We start from the raw sequence: 13376 nt of genomic DNA, 5'->3' as shown, positions 1-13376 counted from the left end.
CAATTATGAAGAAAACGACATCTTCTGGTGTACGGCAGATATCGGCTGGATAACTGGGCACTCGTATATCTTATATGGCCCGTTGTTGAATGGTGCGACAACAGTGATGTTTGAAGGTGTTCCTTCGTATCCCGATTTCAGCAGGTTTTGGGAAGTTATTGAGAAACATAAGGTGACGCATTTCTATACGGCACCGACAGCGATCAGGGCCTTGGCCAAAGAGAATATCGACTACATCCAAAGTTTTCCTTTGTCGTCACTGAAAGTTATCGGATCAGTAGGTGAACCTATTAATGAAGAAGCATGGCACTGGTATAATGATCACGTAGGAGGAAAGCGATGCCCATTGGTCGATACTTGGTGGCAGACAGAGACAGGAGGCATCATGATATCGCCATTGGCATTCATAACACCTACAAAACCAACGTATGCCTCATTGCCATTACCAGGGATACAGCCGGTATTGATGGATGAAAAGCGCAACGAGATTGAAGGCAACCAGGTCACGGGCAGTTTGTGCATTAAGTTTCCCTGGCCGGCGATTGCAAGGACAATATGGGGTGATCACCAACGCTATAAGGACACTTATTTCTCAACATTCCCTGGGAAATATTTTACCGGCGACGGCGCATTACGCGATGAAGTGGGGTATTACCGGATTACGGGCCGTGTAGACGACGTGATTATCGTTTCCGGGCATAATCTGGGTACTGCACCCATAGAGGATGCCATCAACGAGCACCCTGCAGTAGCAGAAAGCGCGATTGTAGGATTTCCGCATGACGTGAAGGGCAATGCGTTATACGGATATATTATCCTAAAAGAAACAGGGGAGAGCCGCGACCGTAAAAACCTTGCAAATGAAATCAATGTGATGATTTCAAACCAGATTGGCCCAATTGCAAAGCTCGATAAAATTCAATTCGTCAGCGGATTGCCAAAGACCAGGAGCGGAAAAATCATGCGCCGTATCCTGAGGAAAATTGCGGAAGGTGATTTCACGAACTTTGGCGATACCACAACGTTATTGAATCCGGAAATAGTGGACGAGATAAAAGAAGGAAGAATTTGATAATTAACAATTGACAATTAATAATTAGAGAGCCGGGCGAAAGTCCGGTTTTTTTATTGGATACTGAAATTAGAATTTGACAATACCAATGCGTAATTTTATTTATGTTTGCGTAGACAATCCAAAAATTGCCGCTACCCCAATGAAATTAAATTCCTGTATCGCAACATTTACGTTATTTTTCTACTGCGTTGCCGCCACAGCTGCAATGAATTCCAGCAGGTGCTCGGCTTTATTTGACATTCATCGTGGATTTAATGCTTTTAAGAATATTACAGATTATTCGATTGGATTCCGCCCTGATCTTGCGTATGCCACAATTATTTACAATCAGTTTCCTAAGGGAAATGAATCCATGAAAGCCGCTTCCGCCTTTATGATGGATTATGCAGTCCAAACGAATCATCCTCCATTAGATACGATTATGGCTGCTGAAAGTAATGCGAATGGCCATTTCCTGTCTTATTTGAGTCTTTGTTCCCGTTTTATCGGGGATACAAAATACTGGCAATACAATGCAACATTACACAAAATACCCTCATACGAAAGTTTGTATTATGAAACTTTTATCTGGGAATATGCCATGCGTTGGGATTCCCGCAGTATTGCTGATGATTTTGAAACCAGTGCCGCCGATTTCATCAAGGCCTACGATAGCTTTCAACTGAAAAGTAAGCCCCTTACCGAAAGTGAATTAATGTTGTACGAATTGTTTAAGATGGAAATCGGTTTTGAAATCACAAATGACAAAGCAGCATTTTTATCCCAGCTTGAAAACCTTGTCGTAAAACACAGGGAACACTTCTCTATCCGGAATTATTATAAGTTCCTGAAGGAATATTTCCCAGAGTACAAAATAAAAGTCCAGCTGCCTGATACCGTAAATGACGGTTTTGAGACCAGTCGTGATGCCGTAAATCCACTTTTTGCAAATGTTAAGCAGGAATATGAAACGCTTGGGGAGACCGTAAAGGCATTACAGAATAACCCGTTTGATACCAGCCTTTTCCGCTATTCAAACGTTGAAAGAATGATTAAAGGGGAAACTTTCGAATCCATCTTAAGATATCTCGCGCAGCTTGAGGATATTGAAGCCTCCTGTCCTAAAGTCTGCAGTGTTCCAGCAAATATCTTTGATTTTGTAAAGCACATCCTCGATGCCGAAGACAAGCGGTTTACCCAGACACAACTGCTGGCGTTCAAAAGCCTCTTATTGAAGAAATGGGCCGACTTCCACATCGCTTGCCACATCACATTTGCATTTTACATCGACCAGATCATGATTGACTACTGGAATGAGCTGCCCGCCAAAGACCAGGCCAACCTGAATGCTTACTTTGAAAAGGAATTTGACCGCACGGACAACCACAGCTATCTGCTGCAGATGCAAAAAGCGCTGCCTTTAAAAAGATAATGGAAATGTTTCAACTGCGATAAGAAGTAACAATCACCAATCATTATATCCTTTAGGATGAAGCAAAAAAAGACAGCCGTGAAAGCTGTCTTTTTAAGTGTGTCCGTTAGCGGTGCGTATACGTTACCACCATTTCCATCACATATTGTAATCCTACTACAGGTGTTTCAGCGTTCAAAATACTGTCATAAAAATCAGGCTGTCGGCCATCGTAATAGAAGGTTTTGCTTTTGCGTTGTTCCTGTTTAATGAAAGTCGCATCGGAACGATATTCATTATAATAGCTGACGTCACTGCTTTCGTAAGCAGTATATGCCTTATATTGGTTTCCCGGCTGCACGCTGTAATAATTGATACTGACCCGCGGTTTGCCGTATTCATCCGGGTTGTCTGCATCCTTATTCATCGCTTTGCGTTCCGCCAATACTTTATTGGCCTCATTGAGCATCGCATTGTAGATTTTTTTAGGGTCTTTGCACAAGTAATCGACTTTGACGATATTGAAGATTTCAAATTCGGACGCTGTTTCAATAATCTTATCGAAAAGCGACATTTTTTCGAGCCTGAGAATGATATTTTTCTTCAATTCAAAGCCCTTTTGCTCTTGGGTGCTGGTGGTCTGGCTTCCCTGCGTTTTTATTTTATAATCATAAATCTTTGTCTGGGAAATAAAATCGACATAGATATCCGTTGCCTTTAAACCCAGCTTTTTCAATTCGCTCCTGAAACCTTCAATTCTTTGGTTGATTTTTTCATTGCATTCCTTCGGATTTAAACCTTCCTGGTTTAGTCCCAAAGTAACCAGATACGTGTCCGCTTCTACATGGTCCAGAATGTTAATATGGTAAACGAGGGTTTGACCATTATCCACAATCTTGTCTGCGGAAGCGTTATGGATAAGTTGGTTGTCGATCGCCCGGTTGTAGTCGTTGTTGCCATACAGTTCATTTCCGGCATGTTGCGCAAGGCATACATTGAGCATTAAAAACGCGGTAATTGCAAAAGTTGTTTTCATTTTTATATGTTTTAAAATTATGATGCAATTTTAAGGACAGGACCGAAAAACCCTTTGGTAAAAGCACTTTCGACTGACTGTAAAATATTTTGAAAGATTTACAGTACATTTACAGTGGCTTTATCCAAAGCAAAAATTACTTTTAACCGACCAATGACACAAACCGATCGATTTCAGGAACTGAAACAGGAAGTGCTCCTGGAATACCAGAGGCATTACCCATATTTTCAGGGCAACTGGAAGAACTTCGGCAGCCAGGATATTCAAAACCTGATCCACCTGATCGAGGAAAGCCTCAATGAAAGGATTAGTGAAAAATGGATTTACACGCACCTGAAGCCGGACGCTAATGAAAAACTGCCGCGCAAGGACATGCTAAACATCCTGAGTCGGTTTGTCGGATATTCCGGTTGGGATGAGTTTATACATAAGGACAAATCGGATGCTGAGCTAAAGTCGTTGCAGGCTTTGGGCCGGCGGAGGAAACGCAGGATTTTATTCGGTGTCATTGCGCTGTTGGCAGCCGTTGGTATTTTGGTTTATTTTTTTCCAAACGAAGAAAAAACACATGTAATCGAGTTAAAGAATGAGTTTACAAAGGAAAACCTGAAATCCGATGAAGTTAAGATTTACCAATTGGAAGACAATAAGAAGATTCCGTTGGAGATTAAAGACCAGAAAATCGAGGTAAAAGTTCATAAGGACAAAGCCACCAAAATCGTAATCGAAAGTCCGTATTACAAAAACAGGACTGTCGAAATACAGCAGCCGGAACAATCACAGACGGATGTGTTGATGAAACCCGATGATTATGCCATGATGTTGAAGGCGTTTATAGGTTCTGACATCAAAGATTGGCAAACCCGGAAATTACAGCTTGACAAAATATTGTCCGATGACCTGGAGGTGCTTTTAATGCTAAAAAATGACCTCGGCACGGAATATTTAAACAAAAAGGAATTTTCAGCAAAACTGATCATTCCGACCGATGCGGTGCGCCGGATGAGAATTGTTGAAGTCAACAGCGATAAGGACAACCGAATAAATTTTATCCGAATTATACAGGAATAATATGAAAAAGATATTGCTTTTGACGGTTTTTGTTTTCGCCGCAGCATGTTACGGGCAAAATGCGGAAAGCCGCAATAATGCCATAAAAGCGAATTTTTCCCAGGCGGCGCTGGGTGCGTGGCAGCAACATTCGCTGGATAAAGTGCGGGATTATTTTCAATACCTGGAATTACTCGCCAACGAAACATCATCCGAACCTTTGAAGGCACAGTTGAAGGAGAGCATTTACACACTATTTGAAGCCAGGAATACCATGGTGATTGATATTACCAGCGCCGATAAAACACCGATGACGCTGGAAAATCTATTGGAGAAAATGGATAAATTCAAGCGCCCACTGAAAATCAACATTAAGAAAAAACGCCTTTCGAGTTATTTTTCAGACAATTACTGGATGAACATTTACACCATCGAAATCACAGTGGATAACAATACGATGATTAACGACGTGTCACAGAAGATTTACTTTTTACCACAGATAAAGGATTTCGGCGGGAAATCTAAGGAAGTCTGGTCGCTGAAACTTGGCGAAATGGAATAAGACTGATGTTCGCTATCTTTATGGGATGAAAAAGGTTATTATTATCGGGGGCGGACTAGCCGGATTGACAGCTGCCATACACCTGTCCAAAGTTAAGGTTCCGGTTACGCTTATTGAAAAGAATACCTATCCTAAACATAAGGTTTGTGGCGAATATATTTCTAATGAAGTCCTGCCTTATCTGGATTGGCTTGGCGTCAACATCGGCCAATTACAAGCTACAGCGATTTCAAAGGTTCATTTTTCAACAAACAACGGGAAGAGCATTAAATGCGAGCTGCCGTTAGGCGGTTTTGGAATCAGCCGTTTTACCTTAGACCAATATTTGTATCAAAAAGCAAAAGACATGGGCTGCCTGATGCTTAACGCCTCGGTGGAAAATGTTTCCTTTGCCGATGAAAAGTTCGCCGTTACCCTTGATACCAGTGAAGTGCTTCATGCTGATATCGTGATCGGGGCGCATGGAAAACGGTCCTCACTGGACATGAAATTGGATCGCGGCTTTATCAATAGAAAATCCCCCTGGCTGGCGGTTAAGGCCCATTATGAACTCGATTTTCCTGATGATCTGGTGGGGCTTCACAACTTTCAGGGCGGCTACTGCGGGGTTTCAAAAGTCGAAGGCAATAAAATAAACATTTGTTACCTTTCAGACTACGAGTCGTTTAAGCGACATCGAAATACTGCGGAATTTGAACGAAATGTACTGTGCCAGAATCCGCACCTGAAGCAAATACTGGAACGCGCCACGCCCGTTTTTGAAAAGCCGATAACGATCAGCCAGGTGTCATTTGAATCAAAAAAATGTGTCGAAGACCATGTTCTAATGATTGGTGACAGTGCCGGGCTGATTCATCCATTGTGCGGCAACGGCATGGCCATGGCAATCCATGGTGCAAAGATTGCTTCGGAAGAAGTATTCAGATACGTTTCTGATCCTCAGTACTCAAGGAAATCCCTTGAACACAATTATGCGTACTATTGGCACGAAAATTTCAGCAAAAGGCTAAAAACGGGAAAAGGGTTAGCAAAAGTCCTGCAAAATCAGTACCTTTCAAATGTGTTGATGGAAATTGCCATCAGGTTCCCTTCAATACTTAGGTATATTATCCGCAGAACACATGGTAAGATTTTAACTATTGAAAACAATGCAACCTAATACAAAATACCGATCTGATGCTCCGGAAGTGATGGACGATTTCAACCTTGAGGGAGAAATACTGCGCGATGCGTTGGATAAGATTGCCGGAATCAACCAGTGGCTCGGCGGCAATAAAGTGATTCTCAACGGGATTGATAAGCTTATCGGGAATGTAGACACTACGAAAGAAATCCGAATTTGTGACATCGGTTGCGGGAACGGTGATATGTTGCGGAGCATTGCAGACTATGGCTTAATCAATAACCTGAAATTTAAGTTGACAGGTATTGACGCGAATAATTTTACAATCAATCACGCCAGAAAATTGTCCGTACATTACCCGAATGTCGATTATCGATGCGAAGATGTTTTCAAAAACGAGATGGCGTCGCAGGACATCATTATATGCACTTTGACGTTACACCATTTCAAGGACCACGAAATCCTGCAATTGATAAAAAAATTTTATGAAAAATGCCAAATTGGAATAATTATTAATGACCTCGAGCGGAGCGCTTTGGCATACAGACTGTTCCAAATCGTCTGTTTTGTATTCCGGTTGAATAAAATGTCCAAAGATGATGGTTTGGTTTCCATATTGCGCGGATTCAGGAAAAAAGAATTGGTCGGTTATTCAGAAAAATTAAATCTTCAAAATTACACCATCCGTTGGAAATGGGCATTTCGCTACCAATGGATAATTTCCAAAATATGAGCGTACGAATTAAGGCTGTTTCCAAACAGCTACCGAAATATTACAAAAATACCGAAGACATCATCCCATTTATTGATACCTGGTTAACGGGTAAGGAAGATCGTTTTATTAAAAAAGTCAAAAAGATATTTGAGGGCGCTGGTGTTGACCGCCGTTACTCCATTATGGAGCCGTCAGAAGTTTTTACGGCAACTTCCTTTGAAGATAAAAATGATATTTACACGCGGGAGGTGATTGAGTTAGGCGAAAAAGTGCTCACCAAAGCGCTCGAAAAGGCACAGTGGAAACCGGAACAATTGGACTACATCATTACCGTAAGCTGCACAGGCATCATGATACCATCGCTCGATGCATACCTCATTAATATGCTCAAACTCCGGCAGGATATTGTGCGCCTTCCTGTTACAGAAATGGGTTGTGCCGCGGGTATTTCCGGAATGATTTATGCTAAAAATTTCCTCGCGTCGAATCCTGGAAAACGCGCAGCGGTAATCGCAGTAGAAAGCCCAACGGCTACTTTCCAGCTTGATGATTTTTCAATGCCAAATGTGGTCAGTGCGGCGATTTTTGGGGATGGCGCGGCTTGTGTGCTGCTCTCATCCGATGATCGTGACGAAGGCCCGGAAATTATTGACGACCAGATGTACCATTTTTACAACAATGAACACATGATGGGATTTAAACTCACCAATTCAGGTTTGAAAATGATTCTTGACATCGAAGTGCCGGAAACGATCGCATCCCACTTTCCGGACATTATACATCCCTTTTTGGCCAAAAACAACATGAATATTGAGGATATTGACCATCTCATTTTTCACCCCGGCGGAAAGAAAATCGTCCAGACAGTCGAAGATTTGTTCTCGGGAATGGGCAAGAATATTGACAATACCAAAGAAGTGCTCAAACAATACGGAAACATGTCCAGCGCAACAGTGCTGTATGTTTTAGAAAAATGTATGGAGCAAAATCCCGAAAAAGGATCGACCGGTGTAATGCTCAGTTTCGGTCCCGGCTTCTCAGCGCAACGTATTTTATTGAAATGGTAACAATGCAGCACATCATTTCAAAATTGCCCTACACTAAGCCGTTCCTTTTCGTGGATCAATTGACCCGAATTGATGAAAATGGGGTAGAAGGGACCTATACATATACTGCAGATCACGATTTTTTTAAAGGACATTTTAAGGGGAATCCCATAGTTCCCGGTGTCATTTTAACTGAGACCATGGCGCAGATTGGTGTCGTGTGTCTGGGTATATTTTTATTAAATGATGAATTGAATAAAAATTTATTAATTGCCTTATCGTCAACACATATCGACTTTTTAAAACCCGTTTTTCCCGATGAAAGCGTTACGGTTATTTCACACAAAATTTACTTCCGGTTTGGCAAATTGAAATGCGATGTCAAAATGTTGAATGAATTGGGCGAAACCATTTGCGAAGGGACCATTGCAGGTATGATTGTAAATAGAAAAGAAACATGAAAAAAAGGGTTGTGATCACTGGCATGGGGATTGTGGCGCCAAATGGTATTGGACTGGCGCAATTTACTCAGGCGATAAAAGAGGGTGTTTCGGGAGTCAAGTTTGACGCCGAGCTCGATCGACTGCAATTTTCCTGTAAGATCTCAGCAAAACCAAACCTTGACACCCAAACCATTTCAGGGTATTTTAGCGAACTCGAACTGCGAAACTTCAATTCGACCGGAATTATGTACGGCGTCATTGCAGGAATGGACGCATGGCAGGACGCCGGTTTGCCCATTAGCGAGAATGCAAATCCCGATTGGGAAAGTGGTACTATTTTCGGAACAGGGACTTCCGGCATTGAAAAATTCAGGGAAAGTATCTATAAAATTGACGATTTACAGACACGTAAGTTAGGAAGTACCGCGGTCGCACAAACCATGAACAGTGGCGTGAGCGCATATCTCGGTGGGAAACTGGGATTGGGAAATCAGGTTACTACCAATTCATCGGCATGCACCACGGGCACTGAAAGTATTATGATGGCATATGAACGAATCATTTCCGGAAAAGTAAAGCGGATGCTGGCGGGCAGCACCAGCGATTCCGGACCTTACATTTGGGGCGGATTTGACGCAATGAAAGTTTGTACTTTTAAGCATAATGACGACCCGGAAAAGGGATCACGTCCAATGTCTGCCACTGCTTCTGGTTTTGTCCCCGGTAGCGGGGCCGGTGCGCTGCTGTTGGAAGATCTCGAAAGCGCTATAGCACGAAACGCGAGGATTTACGCAGAAGTGTTGGGCGGAAATATAAACTCAGGTGGACAACGTGGCGGCGGGACAATGACAGCGCCCAATGCTGAAGCGGTTAGGCGGTGTATCACAGACGCTTTACTTAACGCTGGAATTGATGCTTCAGAAATTGATGCCATTAACGGACACCTTACAGCGACTTCTAAAGACGGGCTTGAAATACAAAATTGGTGCGAGGCGTTAAACAGGAGCGGAAAGGGTTTTCCCTATATCAATTCATTGAAATCGATGGTCGGCCATTGCCTCTCGGGCGCGGGAAGTGTTGAATCAGTGGCGTCGGTATTGCAGTTGTATCATGGGTTCGTTTTTCCCAACATCAACTGCGACGACCTGCATCCTGAGATTTCAAGCCACATCGATGCCAGCAGAATCCCAACTAAATTAATTACCGAAGATCTCGAGGTGTTGGCAAAGGCCAGCTTTGGATTTGGCGACGTCAATGGATGTGTAATTTTCAAAAAATATAAACCGTAAATTTAATGCTATGAATAACGACGAAACCATTGCAAAACTTAAAGAAATCATCAGGCCGTATGTAAAAGAGCAGTCCGCATTGGATAATCTGACAGTAGACACCGACTTCATCACGGACTTGAAAATAAATTCTGCAAATCTTGTCGACATCGTACTCGACATCGAAGAAAAATTTAATATCGAGATCGACAACCAGTCGATGGAGAAAATGCTCAATGTCAAAGCGGCACTAGACATCATCAACGATAAACTGGCGTAAACCATGATTGGGAATGACATTGTTGATCTGTCGATAGCGCGACAGGAAAGCAACTGGAGGCGTGAGGGTTTTCTCTCCAAAATATATACAATTGATGAAGTAAACGCAATTACAACGACGCTGGATCCCGAAACAATGGTTTGGATTTTTTGGACCATGAAAGAATCCGCTTATAAGATTTGGCATCGGGACTATCGCAGACGATGCTACAATCCGAAATATTTTGAATGTAAGTTGCACGAAGTAACCGCCACATCCTGTACCGGAACAGTTTCATTTGGCGATAGCAAGTGCGATAGTCTTACAACAATCGACTCCGACTTTATACTTTCAATTTGTTCCACAAAAGATATGGCTTTAACTGCCCTCCACGTCAAGCAAACTGGTAGTAAACGGAACGTTGACGAAAGGAACGGAATTTTGCGGGACAACACAGGAATTCCCTACTTTGAAAGTCCGGAACTGGCCGGAGAATTGGTCTCAATCACGCACCACGGCAGGTTTTGTAGTTATTTATCTACAGTAAAACTGAGATAGTCAATTGTATTTTAAACTAAATTTGGGGCACCTAAAAAAATAAAATAAAATGCCTACGGATGACCTGTTTGGATTACTGCTGATATTGACCGGAATCGTGATGGTTGCAATATTCGTATACTTTTATTCCCGCAATAAGCCGAAGTAAAAGAACTACTTTATCCCCAATTTCGCTTTTAACTTTAAAAATATTAACGCGATAGCGTATGCATCTTCTGATGACGAATTCCGATCTGTAGCAGGCATCTTCAATAGTGTGTTTATCTCAGGCAGCGTAAAATGCTTGTCATCATTCAAATCTTTCCATTTTCGATACATCACTTCAATGTCGAGCGCTTCATTTTTAAGCCGGCCGCAATGAATCCGTTCCAGGGCTTCATTGATCATTTCAACATCAAAATTGATACGATGCCCAATTAATGTGGCGTTGCCGAGAAACTCGACAAACTTTTTGATGCCTTCCGGTTCTAATGATTTTGCCTGCTTGCTTTCGACTATAAACTCATTTGACAATTGATGATCATGGTTATAGACATATTGCAGCAACACGATTTCGTAGCTGTCACCAATCAGCACTTCATCATTGACTATTCCAAAGGCACTGATCGAAAGAATCACATCCTTCTTATAATCCAGGCCCGTAGTCGTTGTGCTTAACGCCACAAACCTTTGCGAACGCCGGTCAAATTTAGAAAGGTAGACTTTCCAGAAATCTGGATATTCTTTGTTGATATTTTTGAGCCAGTCAAGCATATATATTAGGAGAAAAAGGTAAGCTGGTATTTGTTTTTGATAATTTCCTCAAGATCTTTTAACGGTGGAAAGCAGTTCTTTAATTTTTCACGATCTGGCTTGGACAGTTCTTCAATTTGAATATATTGTCCGTTGGTTCCATTTTTTATACCGCTGATGGTTTTAAATTTCAGCAGCATCAGGAATGCTTCTGCGCAATTGCTGTAAATGTCCGCATATTTCGGTTCGTTAATGGCCAATTGCTTAAATCGTGAAAAAGTATTGTTTACGCCTTTAATGTGGCTGCTCAAGGTCAAGACGCGTGCGGCATCAACATAGGGCATTATGGCGCGATTCTTAATATCAAACAATTCCTTATGCTCTCCTTCTTCCTCCAGGTTAAATTGCTTGAAGAAACTCAGGGGCGGCGGTTTTCGAATGGCCTCATTGCCCAAAAACGCAAAGAACTTTTTATTCTTTTTGGCACTAAGGTTGCTAAAGATATTTTCAGTTAAGGCTTCTTCCAGCTGAATATCCCCAAAAGCAATTTCGAAATCAAAAAATATACTGTAGCTGTCTTCAGGCTTTGCGGCCGGATTGGTCATCCATTCATCGTATTGGCCGTACCAATCGCTCAGGGATTTACACCAAACCAAATTGCTCGCCATATGTCCGAACCTGCAATACGGATAGCCAATTGTTTCCAGTGTAGCAGTCACCTTCTTTGCGAGCTTCAGAAAATAATCTTTCACATCGCGGTATTTATCTGCGGCGACATCTTCAAAAACCAGAAAACTATCCTGGTCTGTTAACAGCAACTGCTCTTTTCTTCCCTGGCTGCCAATACTCAGCCAGGCAAATCGGGCAGGAGCGGAGCCAATCTCAAGGATTGCCAGGTCACCGGCACGTTTTATGATGGCCATGTTGACTTCGCCCGCAATGTTATTAATATGTGAAATCGGAATCTTATTGTCAATTGAGATCCGGATGAAATCAGAAAGTTTATCGCGAAGGTGTTTTAGTTCTTCGGCGTTCGGTGCCTTTTTGATCTCTTTAACCAAAATTCCCGGATTGTTTGATTGGGCGGCGATAATATCATGCTGTGAAATGATCCCTTTAATCGGGGTATTATCTGAACCGTCTACCGTAACGCACAAATAGGAAACATTGTGGCGGAGCATAAACAACTGGGCTTCCGCAAGCGACAGATTTTCAGGCACTGTAACCACTTCTAACGCCATAATGCTGTTAACCGATGCACTAATACTAAACCTACCGGTTGCAATTTTGGCGCGGATTTCGGCATCAGTGACCATTCCTACCGGGAGATTATTCTCCTGAACGATGACGCATCCCGAAAGGTTGTCAGTCATTAATTGCGCTACTTGTTGGACGATTGCGGTCGGCGAAACAGTCAATGGTTTTTTATTGTAATCTAGAGTCTGGAAGTACTGTATCTCGGTCTGGCTGTCAATATATTGTACCGTATCGTTAATAAGCTTGCTTTTGTTTTTGTCGACTGAACTTCTCGAAGTACTTGCAAAACTCTGCAACAGGAAATCAAGCACAGCAGTATTATTGGCTACGAATGGCCTGAACGTTGCAATCGGAATGGCGTATATGACGCTATCCTCACGCGCCTTCGCGGTCATCATGTAATTATTCTTGGCAAAAAATGGTCGTAAACCCATAATATCACCAGCTTCACAACGATTCAATAACGTTTCTTCTGCGTCTGAAATGATTGATAGATTGATTACCCCTGATGCAACAACATAAAAACTATCGTGCAGCGGATCGTCAATCTTGAACAATACTTTATTTTTATCAAGCGTAATCACCCTGATATCCATCGCCACCAAAACAAGCTCATCAAAAGTAAGATTGGTAAATGGGGGATAAGCGGAAAGGAAGTCTGCAATCCGTTCTGCAATACTGTTTTTCATATGCATTATAAAGTTGCCTAAAAATACTAATTTTTATCCGCTTAAAAACGGTTGTCAAATGAAAAATATCAAGAAATCATTAACAATTTCCTCACAAATAATGGCTCTTTGCGGCTTATAAAATTTGTATCTTTAGGCAAATTTAAACCCAATTAAAAATGATACCAGTTAAA

14 protein-coding genes are annotated in these 13376 nt (G+C 42.0%); 11 read left to right on the top strand and 3 right to left on the bottom strand.

Translation table 11 applies throughout. From position 1 onward, the window contains the following. Nucleotides 1–1072 (top strand): AMP-binding protein (locus CFE23_RS15860; protein WP_291090188.1); only part of this gene is annotated, 1072 nt, incomplete at its 5' end. Nucleotides 1073–1160: 88 nt separating this feature from the next. Then, nucleotides 1161–2486: a hypothetical protein gene (locus CFE23_RS15855; protein WP_291090185.1), complete on the top strand. Its 1326-nt coding sequence runs from the start codon at nt 1161–1163 to the stop codon at nt 2484–2486. A gap of 106 nt (nt 2487–2592) precedes the next feature. Here CFE23_RS15855 and CFE23_RS15850 read toward each other — a convergent pair whose 3' ends face one another. Continuing rightward, complete coding sequence (locus CFE23_RS15850) at nt 2593–3501, bottom strand: SIMPL domain-containing protein (protein WP_291090182.1); 909 nt, start codon at nt 3499–3501, stop codon at nt 2593–2595. Nucleotides 3502–3654: 153 nt separating this feature from the next. Here CFE23_RS15850 and CFE23_RS15845 point away from each other — a divergent pair, with 153 nt between their 5' ends. From CFE23_RS15845 to CFE23_RS15805, 9 genes are read left to right on the top strand one after another with little or no spacing between them, the layout of a single operon-like run. Beyond that, entirely contained in the window at nt 3655–4572 is a 918-nt protein-coding gene (locus CFE23_RS15845; RefSeq protein ID WP_291090180.1) for a hypothetical protein, read from the top strand. Between the two features lies 1 nt (nt 4573). Next, entirely contained in the window at nt 4574–5113 is a 540-nt protein-coding gene (locus CFE23_RS15840; RefSeq protein WP_291090178.1) for a hypothetical protein, read from the top strand. Nucleotides 5114–5138: 25 nt separating this feature from the next. Next, nucleotides 5139–6272 (top strand): NAD(P)/FAD-dependent oxidoreductase, encoded by a 1134-nt coding sequence (locus CFE23_RS15835; protein ID WP_291090175.1) that lies wholly within the window; start codon nt 5139–5141, stop codon nt 6270–6272. Next, nucleotides 6262–6969: a methyltransferase domain-containing protein gene (locus CFE23_RS15830; protein WP_291090172.1), complete on the top strand. Its 708-nt coding sequence runs from the start codon at nt 6262–6264 to the stop codon at nt 6967–6969. Before CFE23_RS15835 ends, CFE23_RS15830 begins: the two co-directional genes overlap by 11 nt. Further along, entirely contained in the window at nt 6966–8018 is a 1053-nt protein-coding gene (locus CFE23_RS15825) for a type III polyketide synthase (protein ID WP_291090169.1), read from the top strand. Before CFE23_RS15830 ends, CFE23_RS15825 begins: the two co-directional genes overlap by 4 nt. Beyond that, nucleotides 8012–8458: a FabA/FabZ family ACP-dehydratase gene (locus tag CFE23_RS15820; RefSeq protein ID WP_291090166.1), complete on the top strand. Its 447-nt coding sequence runs from the start codon at nt 8012–8014 to the stop codon at nt 8456–8458. Before CFE23_RS15825 ends, CFE23_RS15820 begins: the two co-directional genes overlap by 7 nt. Next, entirely contained in the window at nt 8455–9729 is a 1275-nt protein-coding gene (locus CFE23_RS15815) for a beta-ketoacyl-[acyl-carrier-protein] synthase family protein (RefSeq protein ID WP_291090163.1), read from the top strand. Before CFE23_RS15820 ends, CFE23_RS15815 begins: the two co-directional genes overlap by 4 nt. Nucleotides 9730–9739: 10 nt before the next feature. Then, complete coding sequence (locus CFE23_RS15810) at nt 9740–9988, top strand: phosphopantetheine-binding protein (protein ID WP_291090161.1); 249 nt, start codon at nt 9740–9742, stop codon at nt 9986–9988. Nucleotides 9989–9991: 3 nt separating this feature from the next. Then, a complete protein-coding gene (locus CFE23_RS15805) occupies nt 9992–10525 on the top strand; it encodes a 4'-phosphopantetheinyl transferase superfamily protein (protein ID WP_291090158.1) in 534 nt (177 codons plus the stop codon). A 153-nt stretch (nt 10526–10678) separates the two neighbouring features. On the opposite strand, the gene CFE23_RS15800 is transcribed toward CFE23_RS15805, so the two are convergent. Both CFE23_RS15800 and CFE23_RS15795 read right to left on the bottom strand, forming a co-directional pair. Further along, on the bottom strand, nt 10679–11278 hold the full coding sequence (locus tag CFE23_RS15800; RefSeq protein ID WP_291090155.1) for an exonuclease domain-containing protein: 600 nt from the start codon (nt 11276–11278) through the stop codon (nt 10679–10681). A gap of 5 nt (nt 11279–11283) precedes the next feature. Further along, on the bottom strand, nt 11284–13203 hold the full coding sequence (locus CFE23_RS15795) for a DUF294 nucleotidyltransferase-like domain-containing protein (RefSeq protein ID WP_291090152.1): 1920 nt from the start codon (nt 13201–13203) through the stop codon (nt 11284–11286). Nucleotides 13204–13376: the final 173 nt, after the last annotated feature.

Origin of the sequence: Flavobacterium sp. BFFFF1 (assembly GCF_002256285.1) — a bacterium.
Lineage (GTDB): Bacteria > Bacteroidota > Bacteroidia > Flavobacteriales > Flavobacteriaceae > Flavobacterium.
This window is presented reverse-complemented; position numbering and strand designations above follow the sequence as displayed.

What these genes read in the sequence shown, in the direction of transcription:
- CFE23_RS15825 (WP_291090169.1), top strand. Translation starts at nt 6,966, where the DNA reads ATGAGCGTACGAATTAAGGCTGTTTCCAAACAGCTACCGAAATATTAC.
- CFE23_RS15810 (WP_291090161.1), top strand. Translation starts at nt 9,740, where the DNA reads ATGAATAACGACGAAACCATTGCAAAACTTAAAGAAATCATCAGGCCG.
- CFE23_RS15795 (WP_291090152.1), bottom strand. Translation starts at nt 13,203, where the DNA reads ATGAAAAACAGTATTGCAGAACGGATTGCAGACTTCCTTTCCGCTTAT.
- CFE23_RS15835 (WP_291090175.1), top strand. Translation starts at nt 5,139, where the DNA reads ATGAAAAAGGTTATTATTATCGGGGGCGGACTAGCCGGATTGACAGCT.
- CFE23_RS15845 (WP_291090180.1), top strand. Translation starts at nt 3,655, where the DNA reads ATGACACAAACCGATCGATTTCAGGAACTGAAACAGGAAGTGCTCCTG.
- CFE23_RS15830 (WP_291090172.1), top strand. Translation starts at nt 6,262, where the DNA reads ATGCAACCTAATACAAAATACCGATCTGATGCTCCGGAAGTGATGGAC.
- CFE23_RS15850 (WP_291090182.1), bottom strand. Translation starts at nt 3,501, where the DNA reads ATGAAAACAACTTTTGCAATTACCGCGTTTTTAATGCTCAATGTATGC.
- CFE23_RS15815 (WP_291090163.1), top strand. Translation starts at nt 8,455, where the DNA reads ATGAAAAAAAGGGTTGTGATCACTGGCATGGGGATTGTGGCGCCAAAT.
- CFE23_RS15800 (WP_291090155.1), bottom strand. Translation starts at nt 11,278, where the DNA reads ATGCTTGACTGGCTCAAAAATATCAACAAAGAATATCCAGATTTCTGG.
- CFE23_RS15840 (WP_291090178.1), top strand. Translation starts at nt 4,574, where the DNA reads ATGAAAAAGATATTGCTTTTGACGGTTTTTGTTTTCGCCGCAGCATGT.
- CFE23_RS15820 (WP_291090166.1), top strand. Translation starts at nt 8,012, where the DNA reads ATGGTAACAATGCAGCACATCATTTCAAAATTGCCCTACACTAAGCCG.
- CFE23_RS15805 (WP_291090158.1), top strand. Translation starts at nt 9,992, where the DNA reads ATGATTGGGAATGACATTGTTGATCTGTCGATAGCGCGACAGGAAAGC.
- CFE23_RS15855 (WP_291090185.1), top strand. Translation starts at nt 1,161, where the DNA reads ATGCGTAATTTTATTTATGTTTGCGTAGACAATCCAAAAATTGCCGCT.